General features: G+C 59.8%; 22 protein-coding genes and 1 pseudogene. 15 read left to right on the top strand and 8 right to left on the bottom strand.

The genetic code is table 11. The features are described from left to right. Positions 1 to 2: 2 nt before the first annotated feature. The 3 genes from istA (at position 3) to HAP47_RS26320 (ending at position 3,085) form a co-directional block, all read left to right on the top strand. A complete protein-coding gene (gene istA, locus HAP47_RS26330; RefSeq protein ID WP_173638876.1) occupies positions 3 to 1,502 on the top strand; it encodes an IS21 family transposase in 1,500 nt (499 codons plus the stop codon). After that, positions 1,502 to 2,365: an IS21-like element helper ATPase IstB gene (gene istB / locus HAP47_RS26325; protein WP_173638875.1), complete on the top strand. Its 864-nt coding sequence runs from the start codon at positions 1,502 to 1,504 to the stop codon at positions 2,363 to 2,365. Before istA ends, istB begins: the two co-directional genes overlap by 1 nt. A 369-nt stretch (positions 2,366 to 2,734) precedes the next feature. After that, positions 2,735 to 3,085 carry a hypothetical protein gene (locus tag HAP47_RS26320; RefSeq protein ID WP_173642108.1) on the top strand — a complete coding sequence of 117 codons (351 nt, stop codon included), beginning with the start codon at positions 2,735 to 2,737 and terminating at the stop codon, positions 3,083 to 3,085. Between the two features lie 158 nt (positions 3,086 to 3,243). Here HAP47_RS26320 and HAP47_RS26315 read toward each other — a convergent pair whose 3' ends face one another. The 3 genes from HAP47_RS26315 to HAP47_RS26305 all read right to left on the bottom strand — a co-directional run bounded on the left by HAP47_RS26315 (position 3,244) and on the right by HAP47_RS26305 (position 7,237). After that, positions 3,244 to 4,929 (bottom strand): integrase catalytic domain-containing protein, encoded by a 1,686-nt coding sequence (locus HAP47_RS26315; RefSeq protein WP_173642109.1) that lies wholly within the window; start codon positions 4,927 to 4,929, stop codon positions 3,244 to 3,246. Between the two features lie 426 nt (positions 4,930 to 5,355). Beyond that, positions 5,356 to 6,459 (bottom strand): Fic family protein, encoded by a 1,104-nt coding sequence (locus HAP47_RS26310; protein ID WP_173642110.1) that lies wholly within the window; start codon positions 6,457 to 6,459, stop codon positions 5,356 to 5,358. A 601-nt stretch (positions 6,460 to 7,060) separates the two neighbouring features. Further along, a complete protein-coding gene (locus tag HAP47_RS26305) occupies positions 7,061 to 7,237 on the bottom strand; it encodes a hypothetical protein (protein WP_173642111.1) in 177 nt (58 codons plus the stop codon). 82 nt (positions 7,238 to 7,319) lie between these two features. Between HAP47_RS26305 and HAP47_RS26300 the strand changes: the two genes are divergently transcribed. The 8 genes from HAP47_RS26300 (at position 7,320) to HAP47_RS26265 (ending at position 12,658) form a co-directional block, all read left to right on the top strand. Then, positions 7,320 to 7,664, top strand: a complete 345-nt coding sequence (locus tag HAP47_RS26300) for a hypothetical protein (protein ID WP_173642112.1) — start codon at positions 7,320 to 7,322, stop codon at positions 7,662 to 7,664. Between the two features lie 26 nt (positions 7,665 to 7,690). Further along, on the top strand, positions 7,691 to 8,833 hold the full coding sequence (trbL, locus tag HAP47_RS26295; protein ID WP_371821662.1) for a P-type conjugative transfer protein TrbL: 1,143 nt from the start codon (positions 7,691 to 7,693) through the stop codon (positions 8,831 to 8,833). 3 nt (positions 8,834 to 8,836) lie between these two features. Then, positions 8,837 to 9,541: a conjugal transfer protein TrbF gene (trbF, locus tag HAP47_RS26290; protein WP_173642114.1), complete on the top strand. Its 705-nt coding sequence runs from the start codon at positions 8,837 to 8,839 to the stop codon at positions 9,539 to 9,541. Continuing rightward, positions 9,538 to 10,563, top strand: coding sequence for a P-type conjugative transfer protein TrbG (gene trbG / locus HAP47_RS26285; protein WP_173643110.1), 1,026 nt, complete (start codon positions 9,538 to 9,540; stop codon positions 10,561 to 10,563). The genes trbF and trbG overlap by 4 nt, the downstream gene beginning before the upstream one ends. Next, entirely contained in the window at positions 10,560 to 11,264 is a 705-nt protein-coding gene (locus HAP47_RS26280) for a hypothetical protein (protein ID WP_231168384.1), read from the top strand. Before trbG ends, HAP47_RS26280 begins: the two co-directional genes overlap by 4 nt. Continuing rightward, entirely contained in the window at positions 11,264 to 11,836 is a 573-nt protein-coding gene (locus HAP47_RS26275) for a TrbI/VirB10 family protein (protein WP_231168382.1), read from the top strand. The genes HAP47_RS26280 and HAP47_RS26275 overlap by 1 nt, the downstream gene beginning before the upstream one ends. Before the next feature lie 3 nt (positions 11,837 to 11,839). Further along, positions 11,840 to 12,067: a DUF2274 domain-containing protein gene (locus HAP47_RS26270; RefSeq protein WP_173642115.1), complete on the top strand. Its 228-nt coding sequence runs from the start codon at positions 11,840 to 11,842 to the stop codon at positions 12,065 to 12,067. 207 nt (positions 12,068 to 12,274) lie between these two features. Beyond that, on the top strand, positions 12,275 to 12,658 hold the full coding sequence (locus HAP47_RS26265; RefSeq protein WP_173642116.1) for a hypothetical protein: 384 nt from the start codon (positions 12,275 to 12,277) through the stop codon (positions 12,656 to 12,658). 148 nt (positions 12,659 to 12,806) lie between these two features. Here HAP47_RS26265 and HAP47_RS26260 read toward each other — a convergent pair whose 3' ends face one another. Next, positions 12,807 to 12,971 (bottom strand): hypothetical protein, encoded by a 165-nt coding sequence (locus tag HAP47_RS26260; RefSeq protein WP_173642117.1) that lies wholly within the window; start codon positions 12,969 to 12,971, stop codon positions 12,807 to 12,809. A gap of 598 nt (positions 12,972 to 13,569) precedes the next feature. Here HAP47_RS26260 and HAP47_RS26255 point away from each other — a divergent pair. Then, positions 13,570 to 14,315: pseudogene (locus HAP47_RS26255) on the top strand (IS5 family transposase). A gap of 9 nt (positions 14,316 to 14,324) precedes the next feature. On the opposite strand, the gene HAP47_RS26250 reads toward HAP47_RS26255, so the two are convergent. Then, positions 14,325 to 15,023, bottom strand: coding sequence for a hypothetical protein (locus HAP47_RS26250; RefSeq protein ID WP_173642118.1), 699 nt, complete (start codon positions 15,021 to 15,023; stop codon positions 14,325 to 14,327). Between the two features lie 120 nt (positions 15,024 to 15,143). Between HAP47_RS26250 and HAP47_RS26245 the strand changes: the two genes are divergently transcribed. Both HAP47_RS26245 and HAP47_RS26240 read left to right on the top strand, forming a co-directional pair. Continuing rightward, positions 15,144 to 15,506, top strand: coding sequence for a hypothetical protein (locus tag HAP47_RS26245; protein ID WP_173642119.1), 363 nt, complete (start codon positions 15,144 to 15,146; stop codon positions 15,504 to 15,506). Further along, complete coding sequence (locus tag HAP47_RS26240; RefSeq protein ID WP_173642120.1) at positions 15,421 to 16,230, top strand: M91 family zinc metallopeptidase; 810 nt, start codon at positions 15,421 to 15,423, stop codon at positions 16,228 to 16,230. Before HAP47_RS26245 ends, HAP47_RS26240 begins: the two co-directional genes overlap by 86 nt. Before the next feature lie 257 nt (positions 16,231 to 16,487). Here HAP47_RS26240 and HAP47_RS26235 read toward each other — a convergent pair whose 3' ends face one another. Together HAP47_RS26235 and HAP47_RS26230 are read right to left on the bottom strand one after the other, a co-directional pair. Continuing rightward, positions 16,488 to 17,870 (bottom strand): hypothetical protein, encoded by a 1,383-nt coding sequence (locus HAP47_RS26235; RefSeq protein ID WP_173642121.1) that lies wholly within the window; start codon positions 17,868 to 17,870, stop codon positions 16,488 to 16,490. A 39-nt stretch (positions 17,871 to 17,909) separates the two neighbouring features. Continuing rightward, positions 17,910 to 18,968, bottom strand: a complete 1,059-nt coding sequence (locus HAP47_RS26230) for a hypothetical protein (protein WP_231168381.1) — start codon at positions 18,966 to 18,968, stop codon at positions 17,910 to 17,912. On the opposite strand from HAP47_RS26230, the gene HAP47_RS26225 reads away from it, so the two are divergent. Further along, complete coding sequence (locus HAP47_RS26225; protein WP_223975657.1) at positions 18,967 to 19,542, top strand: hypothetical protein; 576 nt, start codon at positions 18,967 to 18,969, stop codon at positions 19,540 to 19,542. The two genes, HAP47_RS26230 and HAP47_RS26225, sit on opposite strands and share 2 nt — an antisense overlap. Positions 19,543 to 19,625: 83 nt before the next feature. Here the strand turns inward: HAP47_RS26225 and HAP47_RS26220 are convergent, their stop codons facing one another. Beyond that, on the bottom strand, positions 19,626 to 21,212 hold the full coding sequence (locus tag HAP47_RS26220; RefSeq protein ID WP_173642123.1) for a class I SAM-dependent methyltransferase: 1,587 nt from the start codon (positions 21,210 to 21,212) through the stop codon (positions 19,626 to 19,628).

Here is a 21,212-nt window from a genome sequence, read left to right as displayed (position 1 = left end):
GGATGCTGATCGTGGAGACGATTGCCCGGATCCGCCGCGAGCACTTCATCAAGGGCAAGACGATCAAGGAGATCGCCCGTGACCTGAAGGTGTCGCGGAACACGGTTCGGAAGGTGCTGAGGTCGGGAGAGACCTCCTTCGAGTACGAACGGCAGGTGCAGCCGCGGCCAAAGCTGGGACGATGGGCAGTAGAGCTTGACGGATTGCTGGCGGCGAACGCGGCTAAATCGGCTCGTGAACAACTGACGTTGATCCGGATCTTCGAAGAGCTGCGCGGCCGCGGCTATGACGGCGGTTACGATTCGGTGCGGCGTTACGCCAGGCGGTGGAGCAAAGAACGCGGGCAATCGACCGCGGCGGCTTATGTCCCGCTGAGCTTTGCCCCAGGCGAAGCCTATCAGTTCGACTGGAGCCACGAGGTGGTCTTGCTGAGCGGCACCACGGTGATGGTGAAGGCTGCCCATGTCCGGCTCTGTCACAGCCGCATGCTGTTCGTGCGGGCCTATCCGCGGGAGACGCAGGAGATGGTGTTCGACGCCCACGACCGGGCGTTCGCCCTGTTCAAAGGTACCTGCACCCGCGGCATCTACGACAACATGAAGACCGCCGTAGAGACGATCTTCGTCGGTAAAGGGCGTCTCTACAATCGCCGCTTCCTGCAGATGTGCAGCCACTATCTCGTCGATCCGGTCGCCTGTACGCCAGCGTCGGGCTGGGAGAAGGGGCAGGTCGAGAACCAGGTCGGGCTGGTCCGGGAACGCTTCTTCACGCCGCGGCTGCGGTTCAAAAACCTCGACGAGTTAAACGCCTGGCTGCTCGACAAATGCATCGCCTACGCCAAGGCTCATCGCCATCCGGAGCTGGTCGATCAGACAATCTGGGCAGTGTTCGAAGCCGAACGCCCCAAACTCGTTCCCTATGCCGGCCGCTTCGACGGCTTCCATGCGGTGACGGCATCGGTCTCGAAGACCTGCCTGGTGCGCTTCGACAACAACAAGTACTCGGTCGCAGCCAGCGCAGTCGGACGACCGGTCGAGGTTCAAGCCTATGCCGATCGCATCGTGATCCGTCAGGATGGACGCATCGTTGCCGAGCACCCGCGATCCTTTGGCCGCGGCGATACCGTCTACGACCCCTGGCATTATGTGCCGGTGCTCGCCCGCAAACCCGGCGCCTTGCGCAACGGTGCTCCCTTCAAAGACTGGGTGCTGCCGGCCGCGATCGAGCGGATCCGGCGCAAGCTTGCCAGCACCGACGATGGCAATCGGCAGATGGTCGACATCCTCAACGCGGTGCTGACTGACGGTCTGCCCGCGGTGGAAGTGGCCTGTGCCGAAGCGCTCAGTCACAGCGTCCATTCCGCCGATGTCGTGCTCAATATCTTGGCCCGTCAACGTGAACCCGCCCCACCGGCCAACATCATGACGCCGGCCGCACTGACGCTCCGTCATGCACCGATCGCCGATTGTGCCCGCTACGACAACCTCCGGAGGACCATCTGATGGAACGAGCCCTAATCTTCGACCTCATGGGTGAACTCAAGCTCTACGGCATGAAGGCTGCCTTCGACGAGATCATGGCAACTGCCGTCAAGCGCCAGCACGAACCTCAGCGCATTGTCGGCGACCTGCTCAACGCCGAGATCAACGAGAAGCAAGCCAGGTCGATCAAATACCAGCTCACCATTGCCAAGCTGCCGCTTGCCAAGGACATCGCCGACTTCCAGTTCGACGGCACGCCGATCAATCAGACTCTCGTCAATGATCTCGCAGGCGGCGGCTTCATCGCCCAACAACGCAACGTCGTGCTGGTTGGCGGTACCGGCACAGGCAAAACCCACCTGGCCATTGCCATCGCCAGAAGCTGCATCCGATCCGGTGCCCGCGGCCGCTTCTTCAACGTAGTCGACCTCGTCAATCGCCTCGAGACCGAGACCCGCAACGGACGGCAAGGACGGCTCGCCGAGCATCTGACCCGGATGGACTTCATCGTGCTGGATGAACTCGGCTATTTGCCCTTCGCCCAGTCCGGTGGCCAGCTTCTCTTCCACCTCGTCAGCCGGCTCTATGAGCGCGCCTCCGTCATCGTGACCACCAATCTCGCCTTCGGCGAATGGCCAAGCGTGTTCGGCGACGCCAAAATGACCACGGCGCTGCTCGACCGATTGACCCATCACTGCGACATTGTCGAGACCGGCAACGATAGCTGGCGATTCAAGAGCAGAGACGACGATCACGCCACTCGCGCTCGTCTCGCCTCCGCTATCCCGGCCAGCTCCGACGAGACGAGCGCTACCAGCAAAGCTCGTCGCGCAAAGGGGTCAAAATTGGACGCCGATGAGGGGTCAAATTTGCAAGCCGATTGACATACCGAGCTTGGCCACTCCCTTGTCGCACATCTGGCGTTGTCTGTGCTGTTCGGCGTAATGATGACCAGCATGCTGTACGTCAATCTCTCGAGCGCCATGATAAAGTCGGTGACACGTAACAGGGCAGCGCAAGCATCGGGTCTGTTCGTTGCTGCTCTGTATACTCCTGGCGCGTTCGCAGGGTACTTGCTGGGGCTGTTGAAGACAGAGCTGGGGTGGACAACGGCGGGACTCGTACAGGTCTCCGGCTGCGCCATCATCGGTGCCGCACTCTGTCTGGCTGCCAGCCGGGTGCGTGCGCGACCGGTCGCACACGCTGTCAACATCGACTGATTATTCCATTCGGAAACGTCGCGGGAGGCGCTAATGAAAATTCACAATCTCTACACCGACGAAAATGGAGAATCGCATTTTCGGGACATCGAGGTCGAATGGACGCAGGAGCGGAGAGGGAGCAAGTTGTCAGCTCTCTATCCCGTCAAAGGACTGATATTCCGGCAGACACCGGCCGAATACAAGCTCGACTGGCACCCGGCGCCTTGGAAGCAGTACATCGTCAATCTTGACGCCAGCGTGAAACTGACAGCGAGCGACGGTGAGAGTCGCGTGATCAAGGCCGGGGAGATCGTCCTGGTCGAGGACATAACGGGCAAGGGACATCTGTCGGAACATGTCGAGCAGAGGATGCGGCACTCGATTTTTATACCAATCGAATAATTGCGAGTGAAAGGGTCGCGTGACGCGGAGGGTTGCATGAGAGTTCGAGCGGTGGCGAGAGGCGTAGCCACGACAGCGCTGTTTGTCCCGAATTTGATGGCGTCTCAGTGTCATTCGGCCTGCAATATTGACCCCCCGTATTGCCGCATCTGCGAACGTTACCCTGATGGCGCCATTGCCGATGACGATCCGATGTCGATTGATCGGCCGCGCCAGGTGACTTTCCCGGCTTGCTCGACGAGCGGGGCTGTGGGCGGGTCGGGCCCTAAATAGCCCGAGCCGTCCACAACCCCGGGCAATGGGGCAGCGGTCGTAGCGTCGCCGAACGGACCCTGGGCGACCAACTGTTCGGCAGCCCTCCGTCTGAGCGCCCTCAGCAGACGCTGCACAATCGAATGCTGTCTCTTCCCGAACTCCTCGGGGTATTTCTCGCTCAGCCGGCCGACAATTGCGAGCGCCGTCAGCTGCGGCTGCTCTGCGAGCCAACCTTCGATCGCAGCAATATGCGGGTCGAGCTTGGACGGCATGCGAACTCTGGTCTTATAGGGCCGACGAGTTCGCCGGTGCGTGGCACGCGGCTCGCCGACCGTCACCGTCTTGCCGAGCGTCTTCGCGAACGTCGCCGCGGTCGCTGGCAGGGTGCTAGTGTGAGCGGGTTGCAGGCCGCGCGCCTGTCCGGCACGACGATCGACGCGATTGCCGAGTTCCTCTTGGGTTACGCGAATCTCCGCCAACAGCGCGACCGGATCGAGCGAGCGATACTGATCGCGTAGCCGTTTCTTCACGGCCGCGGTCACCTTGGGATGCGCCAATGCACGCTCATAGGGCGTCGACGGGGGATGATAGCGCTTGATCACTTTAGCCCCTTCGCGACGCTTCTCCTTCAGCTTGAACGACGGCTGGAAGAAGTTGACGTAGAGCCGTGCCGCCGCATAGAGGCGGCCCATCACACGCACCGTCTCGACGCCATCGAAGCGGCCATAGCCCATGAGGCGGCGGACGACGGCACCATTCTTCTGTTCGACGAACGCCTGATCGTTCTTCTTGTAGGCGCGCGAGCGAGTGACTTCGAGCTTCTGTTCGCGACACCATGGCACGACGACATCGTTCATGAAGGCGCTGTCGTTGTCGAAGTCCACGCCGCGCAACAGCCAGGGGAACAGGCTCTGTGCGCTGTTGATCGCCTCGACGACCAGCGAACCTTCCCGCGTCAGCAACGGCAGGCACTCCGTCCAGCCGGTGGCGACATCGACCATCGTCAGGGTTTGGATGAACGAGCCAGCCACCGACGTGCCGCCATGGGCGACCATGTCGACCTCGCAGAAGCCGGGCACCGGGCTGTTCCAGTCATTGAACGTGCGGATCGGGACCTCGCGCCGGATTACCGAATAGAAGCCGGCACGGCGCCGCCTGCCGCCGCTCGCCACGAGCTTCACATCGACGAGCAGGCGGTCAATGGTAGCGGCACTGATCGCCAGAACACGATCACGGTCCGCCTGCCCAAGCTGCAATCGGCCATGTTGCTCGAGAGCTGGCAGCAAGGTCGGGATCATCACCTTGAGCCGCTTGCCGCACACCCGATCCGACGCCTCCCACAGCGCCGTCATCGCGTCCTTGACCGTCGCGCCATATCTACGCTTGCGCTCTCGCGGCGCCTCGACCTTGCGCGGCCCAACCGTCGCGCGTGGCCGAAGTGCACGCACCGCATGCTTGCGATGCCAGCCTGTCGTCGCGCATAGCGCGTCGAGGATGCGTCCCTTCTCCGCCCGTCCGGCCGATCGGTAACGCTCCATCACCGCCGACACCACTTCGCGCCGCGCGCCCATGCTGATCTTTCCCGCCATAGAGGCCACCGAACCGATTCGGTGGCGCCGACCCAGTCATCGGCGAGAAGTTGTCCAGTAACATTCTGGATGAGGCAATGCGCCCCCTACAGATTGGTCTGTTGCGCTGCCTGCTTTGGAACGAAGCAGGTGGTGGGGGATGCTGATCGTGGAGACGATTGCCCGGCCTAGGGGTCAATATTGCAGGCCGAATGACATCCGGGCGCTGGGCTGCCGGCGGGAGCTAGGCTCGCTTCTTCGGCGAGGCGGTTCGCGCAAAGCTCTCGCAATCGCGCGCAACGTTGACTCTTGATGATTATACTATGTCCGCGAGAATAGTAGAACTCGCGGTGGAGGACTCCGCCTTGAGGACCGCTGGTTGCCCGGGTGGACATCGCCGGGAACGCTGGACGGTCCAAGGGATGCGCTCGCCGCAATCAACAGCATTCAAGCGGCAAGCGAATAGCTTGTACTTCGGCCTCCGCCCTCGTCCTTGGCGAGAATGCCCTGATCAACGAGGTCCTGAATGTCGCGCAAGGCAGTGTCGGGCGAGCACTTTTCGATTCTGGCCCATTTGCTCGATGTCAGCTTACCCTCGAACCCGTCCAGCAGGCGGTTCAACATGTCGCGCTGCCGCTCATTGGTCCGGGCTGTCGCATGCCGTTTCCAGAAGTCGGCTTTTTCAAGCACAGCTGCGAGAATGGTCTCAGCTCCAGTGAACGCGCGGTCGAGGCAGCGCAGGAACCATTCGAGCCACGGCGTGACGTTGAGGTCGCCCTTCTGGGTGCTCTCCAGCATGTCATAGTAGGTCGTCCGCTCGCTGCGTATCTGGGCCGACATGCTGTAGAAGCGCTGCGGAATTCCTTCAGAGCGGGCAAGGGACATGTCGGCGATGGCGCGCGCGATTCGTCCATTGCCATCCTCGAAGGGATGGATCGTCACGAACCACAGATGCGCGATCGCGGCCTTGATGACGGGATCAATCTTCTCCTCGGTGTTGTACCACTCCAGGAAAGCGGTCATTTCAGCATCGAGCTTTTCGGCGGTCGGCGCCTCGTAATGGACGTGCTCACGACCATAATCGCCCGAGACAACCTGCATCGGTCCCGCCGACACATCTCGCCAGGCTCCCACCGTGATCTTCTTCAGGTTGCTGCGGCCCGTTGGGAAGAGTGAGGCTTGCCAGCCGAAGAGCCTCTCCTTAGTGAGCTCGGCTTTGAATTTCTGAGTGGCGTCGAGCATCATCTCGACAACACCTTCGACGTTGCGGTCTGCCGACGGCAAGGCGCCCGCGTCCATGCCAAGGCGACGCGCCAGTGAAGAGCGCACCGTATCCTTGTCGAGTTTCTCTCCCTCGATTTCGCTGGACTTGAGGACTTCCTCCGTCAGGGTGGTCAGGACAGCTTCTTCCTGCTGTGCAAAACCTAGGGTCTGCATCCGGCCTATCAGCTGGCCCTGTCGAAGGCGGACAGCCGCGAGCGGCTTCGCCAAGGCATCGGTATCCCAGGAAAATTGAGGCCAATCAGGTAGTTGGTGGATGTATTTTGGCATTCCCCGCACTCCCTGCGGAGAATATGGCGATTATTCTCCGCATCCGCAAGGGAGTTCCCCGCAATTTATGCGGAGAATAGAGGGGCTATTCTCCGCATCGAGTGGGACCCTGGGCATGGTTGCTGTTTCCTGACGACCCCGCTCCCGACGCTTCCCCGGTCAAAAATCCGCCGACGCGCGAATGTCGTTGCGACGATCGCCTGGCCATGGCGCCCGGATGTGACGGTCTCGCGGGACGATCCCGAGGGACCGTTCTCTCGCGAAAAAATTATACTCGTTTCGCGGAATGATAACCGGTCCCGACTTCGGATTTTCAGCTGGTGCCGAAGATTCAAGAACGAACGCCCAAACGCGGTCGTTCGATTCGTCCGCTTCTTTGCTTACAACGTCGGTGAGCTGAGCAATCAGCTGAGCCAGACGATTGATCCAGTTTGGTCAGGCCCGTTCACCTTCTATTGAGGCGCTTCCTCAACCACGCTGAAACTGGCCCATCATCGATCTCTCACTGATGAGTTTGATCGACACGGATCTCGTTGCCGACCACGATCTTTATTCCGGTTGAATGCTCAACGGACTCCCGCTTTTCATCTTGCCGCGCTCGCTAACGCGCGTGATGACCATCACCCCGCCGCTGCCTTCGCAAGATCAGGATGCAGCGCGTGCGCTGGGCCGCGAGCGGTTCGAAATGTTTGTCGCCCAGGTCGGCAAACGCGTCGAAGGCAATGCGGACGTGGCAATTGTCGAGAATCGCGTTGTTCTCGCCGTAGGCGAAGAACATCTCGTTCGATGTTCAGAAAACCCAGCAGGATTTTGAACGCCTGTATCCCCGCCAATATGCAGCAGCTGTTTCGTCCGACAAGATGGTTCTGGATGCGACATCACGTTGGGACAATAGCTACGATGGGCTGAAGCAGTCGCTCACAATTCAGTCTGCCATCGTCAGCTCGCTGGACCAGGACGGGCAGACGCTTCGAATGCTGATGGCCAATTCTTCCGCTGCGGTCGGCTCGCTGCAGGCCCAACAGTCCGGCAACGAATTGCTCGGCCTTCAGATCAAGCAGTCGTTGCAGACCCAAGCACTTCTGGCCACCCAGGCGCGCGCAGACACGTTGCGTGCGGCCGAACAACAGGCATCGTCAGCCGCTGCCAAGGAGCGGTTTACGCGCTTCATCGGCGATGGCCATGCCTACACCGGCGGCAGGTAGGTGAGGGCGCCATGGCAGATCTCTCCGTGATCGACCGCTTTACCGAGACCTTCTCGCGTTACATCGACTCCGGCTTCGGCCTCCTGTCAGGCGATGTCTCATTCCTGAGCTCAACGTTGATCGGCATCGACCTCACGCTTGCTGGCCTTGCCTGGAGCATGCGCGCCGACGACCACATCATGGTCACGCTCGCCAAGAAGGTGCTCTACGTCGGCGCCTTCGCGTTCATCATCGGTAACTTCAAGGGTCTCGCCGATATTGATTTTGCGTCATTCTCCAGCATCGGTCTAAAGGCATCCGGCGGAAGCTTAAGTGCCGCCGACCTGGCGCGGCCAGGCTTTGTCGCCTCCGCCGGGTTTACGGCCGCTCATCCCCTTCTGGAGGAGACCGCTCAATTCTCAGGCTTGGATGTCCTGACCAACCTGCCGACGATCCTGATCCTGCTGTTCTGCTGGATTCTGATCGTGCTCGCCTTCTTCGTCCTCTCGGTGCAGCTGTTCGTCACGCTGATCGAATTCAAGCTGACGACGCTCGCAAGCTTCATTCTCGTGCCGTTTGCCCTGTGGGGAAAGACCGCATTCCTTGCGGAAAAGTCGCTCGGCAACGTGGTCGCTTCAGGGGTGAAGGTGATGGTTCTCGCGATCATTATCGGCATCGGCTCGACCATTTTCGGTCAGCTCGCGAGCACCTTGACGCGGCCGGTCGACATCGTGTCGGCCATGAGCCTGTTGCTTGCGGCCCTTTCGCTGTTTGGCCTTGGCATTTTCGGCCCAGGAATAGCGGCGGGACTGGTCTCAGGTGCACCCCAGCTAGGCGCCGGTGCAGCCGGAGGAACGGTGGCGGGTGCGGCGGCTATCGCGATCGGCGGCGGAGCGGCGGCCGCTGGGGGCTTGCGCCTTGCTGCAGGCGGCTCAATGGCTGCTGTTCGCTCTGCGGCGTCGCTCACCGGGGCGGCTGCGGGCGCGCCAGCCCGGGTCGCCACCGTGGATCAGCTCTCAAGCGCGAGCACTGCCGGCACGACGAGCGGAGCGGCTGCTTCAGGCGCGGGACGTGCGGCGGCCTCGTCAGGACGGGGACACGCAAGGGAAGCGGTGCAAGTCGCCGCTCACACCCTGAAGGAAGGTGACAAGGGCGGGCATTCTTCAGGTCCGAAGCTCGGGGAGGAGTAGGATATGGCAGGTCACCCCTTTCAGCGCGTGTCCGTTCGCTATGGCGAGACGCCGGAGCCGGTCACCGCTTATCAGAAGGCAGCCCAGGTCTGGGATGAGCGGTTGGGATCAGCCCGCGTGCAAGCGAGCAATTGGCGGTTGGCGGCGCTGGCGGCCATTGGCTTGTCGGGCGTGCTCGGACTGACGATCTTCACCCAGATCGCTCGCTCAGGTGTCACTCCCTACGTGGTCGAGGTCGACCGGCTCGGTGAAGTCCGAGCAGTCGGGCCGGCGCTCGAAGCCTACCAGCCGTCAGACGCGCAGATTGCGCATTTTCTCGCGCGCTTCATCGAGAATGTCCGCTCGCTGTCGATCGATCCGGTCATCGTCCGGGCGAACTGGCTGCGTGCCTACGACTTTGTCACAGACCGCGGCGCGCAGGCGTTAAACGACTACGCGCGGGAAGCCGATCCGTTCACAAAGATCGGCTCCAAGACGGTGACCGCCGAGGTCACGTCGGTGGTACGCGCGTCCGGCGACAGCTTCGAGATCCGCTGGAAAGAGAACACCTACGAGAACGGTTCGATCGCAAAGACAGAGCGCTTCACCGGTCTCGTCACCACGGTCCTCAAGCCGCCCGCAGATGCCGAAACCCTGCGGAAGAACCCTCTCGGCCTCTACGTCCATTCACTCAATTGGTCGCGCGACCTGATTGGAGACGCCAAATGAATTCCAAAGCCCTCACCAAGCTCGCGTCGGCCAGCGTCCTTGCCTTGTCGCTTGCGCTCGCCGGCTGCGCCACCAAGCTCAATCTTGAAGCGCCCTATGATGAGATGACCTTTGAGAAGGCAATTCCAGACGCCGATCCGCCGGCGCCGGTGCAAGTCGTCGAAACGCCAAAGGTCCTTCCGTTACCGGGCCAGTTGAAGCCCTATCCGACAAAGGGCGGCAAGGAGGAAAAGCTGCCACCGGAGCAGGCAATCGCCAAGGCGAACAAGGCGGCACGGATGGAGCCGACGCGCGCCGGATATATCAATGCCATCCAAGTGTATCCCTGGACGGAAGGCGCACTCTACCGGCTCTATGCAAGCCCAGAAAAGGTCTCAACCATCGCGCTTCAGCCGGGCGAGGAACTGATCGACGTCTCCACAGGTGATACGGTTCGCTGGGTGGTCGGTGATACCCTGAGCGGGCAGGGCAACTCCCGGCGTGTGCATATCCTGGTCAAGCCGACGTTGCCGGATATCCAGACCAACCTCGTGGTCCTGACCGACCGGCGGGCCTATCACCTCGAGCTCGTCTCCACCAAGCAGACCTACATGGCGTCGATCTCATGGACCTATCCGACCGATACGCTCGTTGCTCTCCATAAGCAAAACGTCGCCGCTCAAGAAGGTGAGGAGCGGATCGCCGATCGCGGCGTGCGGCTCGACAGCCTGAATTTCCGCTATCGGATTGAAGGAGACAATCCCCCGTGGCGTCCGGTGCGCGCCTTCGACGACGGCCGCAAGGTCTATATCCAGATGCCGTCCGGCCTGTCGCAGGGGGAGGCGCCGCCCTTGTTTGTTGCCGGAGCCGATGGCCGGCCCAACCTCGTCAATTACCGGGTCCGCGGTTCCTACTACATCGTCGATCGGATGTTCGGCGCCGCCGAGCTTCGCCTTGGCGAAGATCCACAGCGCATCGTCCGGATCATCCGAATCGATGCGCGACCGGTGTCGCAAGTCTTCAGCACCGGGAGCGCATCATGACGACAGGATTGGATCAGGATCCGGAGCCGCTGGAACTGCGAGCACGTCCGCGGCCCGTTCGGCGCTTCAACAGGCGCGCCCTCATGATCGGCTGCAGCGTCGCAGCGCTGTTTGTTGGCGGAGCGATCCTCATTGCGCTCCGACCGCACTCCTTCAGGCCGTCGGGACAGACAGAGCTTTATAACACCGACCGCAAGCAGACTGCCGAGGAGCTCAGCAAGCTGCCAAAGTCCTATGAGGAGTTGCCGCCGTCGACGCCGCGGCTCGGACCGCCGTCGCCTGGGGACATCGGTCGGGCCTTTGCGGAGAACGAAAAGAAGGCCGGCGTCGCATCGGACGCGGGCTTCCGGACCAACCCGGAGGAGGATGCCGAGCGAGCCGAACGGATCCGTCAGACGCGGATTGCGCAACAGGCAAAGGAGTCGGGACTGTTCTTCCGCCTGTCGGAGAAACAGGAGAAGCACAAGCAGAAAGTACGATGGAAACGCCGGCTGCTGCCCCATCCGCATTCCGGCCTTCAGCGCCGGATACAGGGCCGTCCGCTGCCGACCTTGCAAAGGCGGCGCAAGCGATGGTCGATCGATCCAGCGAGATCGTTCCTTCGTCCCAAGCGCGAAAACTCGCCTTCGTGGGAGCGAAAGCAGACACGGAAACCACCAATCCTCATGCGCTCAAGCCGGCACCATCCACCCATGCGGTGATGGTGGGATCGATCATCCCCGCAAGCCTTGTCACGGGGCTAAATTCGGACCTGCCTGGAACCACCATCGGCCAGGTCACCGAGAACGTTTACGACACGGTAACCGGCGAGCATCTCTTGATCCCGCAGGGGACAAGGATCGTGGGCAAGTACGATAGCGTCGTCGCCTTTGGTCAGAAGAGGGCGCTGGTCGTCTGGACGAGGCTCATCCTGCCGAACGGCAATTCGATCGTAATCGAGAACCCTCCGGCCACAGACGTCGCAGGCTATGCCGGGCTCGAGGACGAGGTGGATTTCCATACCTGGCAGCTACTGAAAGGCGTCGCTCTGGCGACCCTCATCGGGGTAGGGACCCAGCTATCGATCGGAAACGACGAGAGCGATCTCGTGAAGGCGTTACGGGAAAGCACGCAGCAAACGACCAATCGTGCGGGGCAGCGCCTGGTGGAGCGCGAGCTCGACGTGCAGCCGACGATCACGGTGCGGCCGGGTTGGCCGCTACGGGTGATTGTTTCGAAGGATCTGGTGCTGAAGCCATACCAGGACGTTCAGACGGTAGCGAAGGGCCGGTGAGGGATGAAGCTCGCGAAACTACCCGATCGGACACCGGTGAAGATGAACGTGGTGCTTACGCCAGGCCTGGCGCAGCGGCTCCGCGAGTATGCTGCTTTCTATGCCGAGACCTACGGCAACAAGGAAGAAGTAGCCGAGCTGATACCGTTCATGCTCGAGGCATTTCTGGACAGTGATGTAGATTTTCGAAAAGCTAAGAGGACAACGAGCGTAGGAGGCGCCTCGACCTAACATCCCGCCAGGTCGAGGCGAGGGGGAATGCCGGCAATCGCGCACTGCACGGCTTGTATCGATTTTTGAAGCTTTTCGAGCAGTATTTTTAGCTCGCTCTCCCGCGTTTCCTCCTCCATGTGGAGGTTTTGCTATCAAGGAGCCTATCAACCAGCTCATCACGAGAAATAGTCCTGTTTGCAGAGCAGAGGTTGGACGCAACACCGCTTGCTGTGGACGAAATCTCTCCCGTTCCAGATAACTTACGTCAATCGTGATGTGCAAAAGAGCTGTGCTTCGATCAGCTCACCGGAGTCTCTCAAGGTGGTGGCGTTGGGAGCGGCTTGGAGCGGATACAACGAGGACTGGATGTCAGGAGAACGCAACGGCACGATCGCCAATTTGAACACCCCAAATGAGAATGAAATCTTCTTCTTTAACTTGGAAGACTACGTCCGGTCGCTGCAAGCTGCAGACGCCGAGGTATTCTTGATCTTGGGCCATCCCGTCGACAAGCGCTTCGATCCAGATCAGATGGTCAGGTTTCATTCTCGCCGGATATCGATTTTCGATAGCAGAGCTGAAGTCGAGCCAAATTCGGTCAAATGCTAGGCCGTGTACTCATAAACGCAGCGGCGTGATGCAATGAACGCAATGTCCGCTTCACCCATAGCGGCTGAGTTCGTGCGGCGGCGCAATATGTCGCGATGGGCCAAAAACCGACACGTCAAACTGAAAGAGGCCGCCAACTGAGGCGGCCCTACTCTGCCGCGCTAGGTTTTGGGTTCTTAGCGTCCCACTCGGCTAGCTCGGCGCGTTCCTCCGCCATCAGCTTGTGGATCATAGCTATCTTTCCGACATCGGTTTCTGTCGTCAGAAGTTTTTTGTAGTGGGCGATGTTCGCCTCGAAGATGAAGTCCGCCATGGCTCCGTCCTTTCGGTTGAGCCAAGTTCCCAAGCAAAAGGTGCGCCCAAGAGCCGCGAATAGCGAGTTAAATCGTTATCCACCTACGGAGAACCGCATAGGTAATACGGACAATACCAGGCGGCCTTATTTCTCAGGCCGTCGCACCGGCCCGGCCAGAAACTTGTAGGTTGGCACCCCGGCTGAGTTCCAGGTTTCCAGCGTTGCCCCGCACAGTAGGCATTCAAAGCTGCCGAATTCACGAGACGGAGCGACGGACTCGGCGCGGCTGTAAACAGCTCCGCACCGGCAGTTTCAATGACGCGATTCCATCGCCTGCTTATGACCCCGAATGCCAAAACAGACCACCTAGCAAATCAAACTACGCCACTGCGGTCGGAAACAGGCCAGTACCCACTTCGAATGAGACGAACCCAGAATCGTGAACGCCTCACGAACTGCCGCTAAGTCCGGATTGGGTCATTTTCGATGGTTTTTACAGGGATTGTCGGCGGGCTGATGTCCGCTTCTGCCCGTAAACGTCCAACCGGCGCCTGCCTCGAGGCGTTGCGTCGGACCAGATCGCTGTGATTCAAGCTTCCAAACTGGGGCTCGAATCATGCGTTACGCACTCGCCGATCATGAATGGATTGCCATCAAGCCTATGCTGCCGAACAAGCCGCGTGGCGTTCCTCGGGTGAACGACCGTCGTGTCCTCAATGGCATCTTCTGGGTCTTGCGCTCTGGAGCTTTTTGGCGTGATCTGCCCGACATGTTTGGTCCGTACACCACCTGCTACAACCGCTTCGTTCGTTGGCGGCGGGCTAGCGATTGGGGCCTCATCATCGACGCGCTTGCCGCTGCCCATGACGCTGCTGTTCAGATGATAGACACCTCCATGGTCCGCGTGCATCAGCATGGGCCTGCATCACAAGGAACCAGCGCCAATCGATGGGAAGGTCACACGGTGGCCTAACGAGCAAAATTCATGCGGTAGTCGATAGAAATGGTCTGCCCGTGCGGCTGGCGCTGAGCGCCGGTGAGGCCCACGACGTCCGACTTGCCGGAAAACTGCTGTCTCGTCTGAAATTCGGTCAATGCTGCTTGGCGACCGTGGTTATGATGCCGACTGGATCAGAGATCTTGCCATGAAAAAGGGCGCATCGGCTAACATCCCGCCAAAAGCAATCGCAGCGATCCGATGTGCTTCAGCCCCTATCTCTACCGCGCTCGCAACCAGATCGAGCGGTTCTTCAACAGGATCAACAATGTCGTCGGGTGGCGAGGCGCTACGACAGGCTTGCCGCCAACTATATCGCCTTCGTTCTACTCGCGTCGATCAGGCTATGGCTGCGCCTTAAATGAGTCCGCGTCCTAGAGTTTGGCTCCCTCCATCGATTTTCTCAGCTCATCGGCCGATTGTTTGGCGAGAGCGCCACCTTGCACGCTGACCCACGTCTCTGGCCACGCCTTCTTAATTCTTGAGATCGTGTGCCCGCCCAGTTTCGGCGGTGGGACCGTGCCGCTGCTATCGATGACCAGTGTCCCTATGAAAACGTCATCGCTACTATGTGCGCAATTCGAGAGTCCAATGCAATGGACGAGTTCATGCACAAGGATATGGAGCCGCATTGCCGGGCCAGCGTCAGCGCGGCCGACTTTCGGAGTTGCAGGTACTCGCAGCTTCACTGAATTCATCGAGGGGCCACTACGCGAGTCGACGACGGTCTGTACGGCGCTGCCATGGAGGCCTGAACCCGGATACGTTTCGGCCACGATCGGGCTGCCAGCCGCACGGTCAGCTTTTCTGAACGCAAGATAGACGCCGTTCTGCTTGAGAAGCTCGTTGATCGTCGTGATCGCTGTGTCGAGATCATTCACCCAAACGCTTGGGGTGAAGCTCGGCCCAGGGAATATCTTTAGCTCACCCGTGCGCCGGACTCGTTCGGGCCAAGGCGTAATCTCCGGTTCCGTACACGCCACGATGCGGTCCCCGTAGAAGGTCGATACAACGTCCTTAAGATCTATGTCTCGCCCTTGTTCAAATTGGTTCAACCCGGCGTGGAAACGCATCGCTGCCTATCACGGTCGTGTGTTCGTCAGCGGACGAACCGTTGGTATCTGCTTTGCGACTATTCAGCGTAGTTCTCGGCGGACCATCGCTTGGTCGAACGCATAATATGGAGAGTCGCCATGGCCGACGATGTTGATCTTACGGAGCTGGATTATGATTTCTTAGGTTTTACCTTCCAGCAGAACGAGCAGTATAAGAAGTTCAACAACTATATCGAGAAGCACACATCGCCTCTCGATGCTTCCGTGTTGCAATGGGATCTAGGTGACACCGTGGTTGATGAAGGACTGCCGAACAGCATTCTCATAGCCTTCCGAAGCATGGGATCGTGGATGGTGGTGAACCATGAGGGTGCTGACACCCATGCCGGCGGATTCGATTCGCTGAAGCAGAAACTTGGCGGCCAAGAACAGCTACAGGCGCCAGATTGTCGGGCTCCTGAAACAAATACAGAGCCACCCGACTGGCCGGGCCTTGCTTGACGAATTCAGCACTAGCAAACCATCGTTCGCGAGAATTCGCCCATATAACCTGAGTGACGCCAACGCACTGACGGTGGCAGACGACCTTGATCAACAGCAACATATTATTGCCCGTGGTGCGCGCCTAAGTTCCGATCCAAAGAAAAAGGAGCTGTTCAAAGTCGTCGGGAAAGGCGGAGGCGCAAATTGTGATGTCTTGTTTTCGCCCGAGAAAGCAGAGCTACTTCGAAAGAAATTCAAGAAGGCTCACCATGGCCATGCTCCCGCGATGGCAACCGACGAGGTGCTGTACCACGAACTCGTTCATGCCTCACGAATGATAGGCGGCGTGATGAACTTTGCCCCAGCAGACCATTGGTACCAGGATTCTGAAGAGTATCTCGCAGTCATTTTGACGAACATATATGTATCCGATAAAGGCGGGCCCCCGCTTTTCAGAGCGTTTTATGGGCCGACCGAAGGCCCCTATAAAGGCAAAGATCCTGCGCCCGATGATGCGTTATGGGAAGCGGCCGTCTTCCTTGACAATCCGCAGAACACATCTCCATCGCCCGTGCAGATAATCGAGCGGTTCAGGCTCAGCCAGCCGGACCTGTACTGGAGACTCGCCCATCTGCCACCCACGGGAGGGTCGGTAAGGAAGTACAATTGGATTTACTGGTACGACCAAATCCGGATCAAAGGACGGACGTGGCCGCGCAGGCCGATGGTTGGTCGACCGTGATAAATCTCCTAACGAAGCCGCAATGTCACCGCTCTCTAGGCGACCACGTTGACGGCGAGTTCATGGCCGAGTGATCCCGGCAAGACTGATTCCGACATGAACGGCCATTGGCTCGTCACGGGGGCCGGAAGCTGTCGACCAAGCCTGCCGATCCGCAGCCCTGACGCCGCGCTACGCGGCGAATCCGATGTCACGTGTAAAGGTTGGGACGATTGAGGGAATCATCTCGGTAAATGACGAATACCAGCGAGTCCCGCTTACGCCTTGGCAGCAACGTAGCCGTAATAATTCATCAGAAAATCCGCAAGGGACAGGGGCTTCAGAGCGCCGCCTTTGCTGGGATGCGGGATCGCGTAGTCTCCCTTGCCCCAGGTGAAGATCGTTGTTGTCACGTTTCCGTTCGACACTTGAATCTTATCGCGCAAGACGACCCAGTGCCGAGTGAGCACGGAGCCTTCGTCAGACTGGTCGTCATATTCGATCATGTTGGCGCTTATGAAAAGGCACACGCGGTATCCGCCGGCGAGCAGGGCGTTGGCTTCCATGACGTTGTCGATGCCCTTGCTGAATTTCAGATTGGTCTCCTCACGCACGTCCTGGTATCCAGCCTTGCGGAACCATTGCTCCATTTCGCTCGGCACGGTGATTCCAGCGACATCGCTTATTCTGCCGGTGTCGTCAAAATCGAGGAACCAATTTTCGGAGTCGCGGATGGAGGCGCATGTCAGCCAATCGACGTGGTCCAGCGAGTAGGGCGGCGTGTAGTTCTTCACGTCCTTTCCCGGCTTGATCAGCAGGCGGCCGAGGCTCGCTTGCCCTTTTTGATACAGGTCGATGGCGAATCGCGCATACTGCCCCGGCTTATCGGATGCGTAGCTGAACATCAGCGCGGAAGGTCCGCACAGGCTTGCCTGATCCTGATCGATGAGGCTCGGCTTCGCAATGCGCCTGAGAATGCCTATCCCGACGCGGTGCGGGTCGAGCTTCGGAAAGAACGTAGTCCTCGTGTTTTTAAGGAAATCGCAGACCATCTCCGCGGCGAGTTTCTTTTGATCCGAATTGAGGTTGTACGGTCCCACCCCGAGCCACTTCTTCTTTTCGTCACCGACTAAGAGCGTGATGAGCTTTTTTGAAGTCGGCGACAGCGTTCTGGAGGTGCTCGCAATGGTCATCAGGTCGTCCAGCTCGAATGCAGTAACCGTGCCGTCCGCAACGGTCGCCCTGACGATGTCAACCACTTCCGCGTAATCTAGCTTTGAATCGTCGATCAGCCCCTTGCGAAGCGCGGCATCGACGGATGGGGTCGTGATTCCATCCCATTGGCCTTTTGGGGAGGGAGGCTTTGCAGCGGCCTTCGTCGAAAGGTCAACGAGCCTGCTGAAAGTTGGCCCGCCAGGTCGAATGTAGCCGTCAGGCGCGCCCGGGAAGTTCTTTTGCTGAAAATACAGAATGGAGGTGTAGAGGCTGTCGCTGGCATGACCTGTCACGACCACTTGCGGCTTGAGCGTGTTCTCCGCACCCCCGTCGGAAATGGCGATCTTGTTGAGCAGCGAGATGACCAACTCCTGGTCTTGCTTCCAGTTCTGGCAGCTGCGACCTGTTGTCGCAAACCGACCGACCTTGTCTTTCAACTGTGGCATATCGCCTCCCAGATACGGACCGCAGAACTACGGTCCGCGTCAGCGCGAGCCTCTCGGCTTGGAGCCGAGCAAATCGTGCGTCCCACTGACGCTCAACGTTCCCGAGCACTCGAAGCCCCCGAAAATTCCGCAGGACCCGGTGACGGTGACGCGCAGATCCCTGCGCTGATACAGGTCGACCGATATGCCAAATCGCGAAAAGTCATTGGCACTGTTCGGCAGAATCAGGTCGATGTGATCGATCGCCCAGCGCGGCAAGTGGGGGTTGCTCTTCCAGAACAGCTCATTGACGGCGTGATGGCCGAAATTCGGTCCGACCGTGAGGGCGCCGTCCGCTCCCTCGAAAACGAAGCCCGTCTCGTCGATGTGAACGTTGACGCGGTCGGGCGCTACCGCGAAATGTAGCGACGTGATGTCTTGCGGCTGCGGGTCCTTGCCGAACTGCGCACTGTAGTCGTCGCTCCATTGCCCTCGGCCGCGTCCAAGGCCGAACCCGTGCCGGCCCGGAAGGTCTCGCGTCGAGAGTGGCCGGTCGGATAGCTTTGGGCGCCAGATCTCCCGAAATCCCTTGCCGATCGTCGCTGCCATCGACAGATCGAGCGCCCAGTGCGAGGGTTTCTCCGGGCTTTTCCCTTCGGCGAAGGCGTCAAATCCATCCGACGTCTTGGCAATCCGCAGCACCTTGATCAGGTCTTCCCAATCCTTCGGCAGGAACGTGACGCCGTCGAGCGTGTTCGTCGCGGCCGCTACGCCGTACTTCTCCAATTGACGTCGGATATAGGCCTTTTCGTCGTAGAGGCGGACATCGGGATTCGGCCCCGCGAAATATTTCGACAGATCGATTTGTGGTCGAAGCATGGTTAGCCGCGCGGCGATCTTCCGGTAGGTGTCGGTCGTGGTCGGGTTGGTGGTCGTCACGGGGCGCCCTCCGGAAAGTCTGCCTCCGATTGGTCTGATCCGGGCAGGGCCGGGTTCAATGAACCTCCCAACTGGAAACGCCGACCACCATTCGTGGAGCAGTGTCAACAGCAAGGACGACCCGATGTCGCTTCGGAGCAGGGTGCTAGACGTACTTAACGGCGCGGCGGTCGCGCGCATGCGCTTCCGGTTTCCGATCCGTGGCAGCCACGTGACGATTGCACCGCAAACATTCCATCACGTCGCGCGCGCGATCCGGTTGGGACAGGTCAGCGTCAGGGTTCCGACGGACCTCGCGGCAGGTGTTGCGGCACAATATAACGATGTAGCGCGAACACGAGCGGACGGTACCGTCGTCGCGGCGAATACGCTGGAGGTGGTGTCGGCAACGGGCCGGATGGACGAAGCCTATATCGTCCATGAGGCCTTGCATGCGGCTTACGATCTGCTGCGCACCGGCCTTGATGCCAATGCGGAGGAGGCGTCTGCCTATGTCTGCACTGCACTTTATTGCCGCATGACAGGTCTACCGCGACCCCGCTGGGCGAACGGCCCGATCTACGCCAACGCCGCCGAAGTTGCCCGAACGCTGCTATCACAATATCAGAAGGGTGATCCCGGCATTCCCTGGGTCGGCGAACATGAATGGCGGATGCTGCGCGCCGGTGTGGGCCTTAATTCGGTCTATGCCAGCGGGCCTGGCGGCATTCTCACCGGATGGCTCCTCGGCCAACAATACACCCACGACGGCTGATAGGACGGGACCGCGTCCGCTCCACAAACCGGCGGCCCTGCTCGCTGCCGCCAGTTCCTTACCGAAGTAGACGTCGTCGAGCGTCAGGCCACCAGCAAGCCCAGCTTTCCAACCGTCGCCAGCGAACGGTCAACGCTGTCGCGGGTCGAGAGCAGCAACGGCTCGGTGGCCTGCCCGGCCTCATCCACTTGTTTGACCTGGATGGTTGGTCCGAAGACTTCAGTCATTTCAGCCGTAATTTGTTCGATCGTCCGAGAGCCGTCGAGTAACTGCAGGAAGTGCCGCGTCCTGTCGTCCTCCAATTGCACCGTCTGGTGGAGCAGATTGGTGACCAGCGGGCCGGTCTGCGCCTGTTTGCGGGCGAGCAGGCTCGCGTGGGGCCGATCAGTGACTTCTGTCACGAGAAAGGGCGGTGATTTCAGAAAGGAGACCTCTCCGCTGCGAGCCAGGATATAAAGCGCTTCCGTCAATTTCCGTTGGTCATCCCCTGTTTGCCGGCCGACCAGCAGCGCCCGGGCGCGATTTAGCAACTCGGTGAACGAGAGTGCGCGCGGCCAGGCCCGGCCAAGACAAAGATGTGCAGCCTTCAGGAGCGGATCGGTCACCGTGATTCGGCTCCCGTCCTGATTTTCAAACTCCATCTCAGAATCGTCGGTCAAGCAGGCGTCGGGTCGACGTGGGCTGGAGGTGCTTAGCAGATAGAACCTGGTGACGAAGTCGAGATCGACCCGGCGGTCAAGAGAGATGTCCCCGTGGCAGAGCAACGTACGCCGAAAGCCGTTGCCGTCAATGAAGTCCTGATACTGATCGCGCGCCATGAACTCGCTTTCGGGAAAGCGCTGCAGCGTGGCGCGGACCTCTTCGGTGTAACCGGCAAGATTGCGTCGCGAGAAATCGGCGTCGCTCAGATATTGTAGGCCGTGTCGGCCGGCATCTTCGACGACTTCGTGCAAGAGGAAGGCTGTCGCGCCCTGATCGAGATCGTCGTGAAAAAGCAATTCGTCCGGAGCATTGAGGACGCGGTTGCACTGATCGCGCATGACCGCACCGTGCACTGAGCTGGACTTCGATCCTTCGCTGAGAAACTTCACAATGGCGCGAGCTTGTCCAACTTTCTCTTTCATCCCGGTGATGCTCCGGGTGTGGTAGCGCATCATGTCGCGGACCATGTCGCGAAGATGCGAGAACGGGTGCGCGTTATAGCTGACGTAGCAGAGCCCCTGTGGTGCCAAATTCTGCTTGAAGATAGCCATCATCTTCTCACGCACGATCGGCGGTACCCATGAATACACGCCATGGGCGATGATGTAGTCGAACTGTCCGAAGGCAGCGTCGACATCCATGATGTCGCAATGCAGAAGCTCGATGTTGCTCAGGCCCAATGCGGCGATGTTTCGCCGCCCACGCTCGATCGTCACACCGCTCAGGTCAATCCCGATGAATTCGCTGTCCGGATATTGGAATGCCATCGGCAACAGATTGCCGCCAACGCCGCAGCCGAGCTCCAGGACCCGGCAGTGCTCGACTGGAGCCGGCCGCATGCCGTAGACGGTCGCAATCGTTGCCAGATGGTTCGGGTGAGTGAGCCCGTAGACGTGCCCGGGATAATACACCTCATCGTATGGTGTGGCACCGGTGGCCGGCTGGCGGTGCTCGGTCTGGATGTTCAT

This window comes from Bradyrhizobium sp. 41S5, from assembly GCF_011516665.3.
Lineage (GTDB): Bacteria > Pseudomonadota > Alphaproteobacteria > Rhizobiales > Xanthobacteraceae > Bradyrhizobium > Bradyrhizobium quebecense.
The sequence above is the reverse complement of the archived record's forward strand: the minus strand, read 5'-3'. Positions and strand labels throughout refer to the sequence as shown.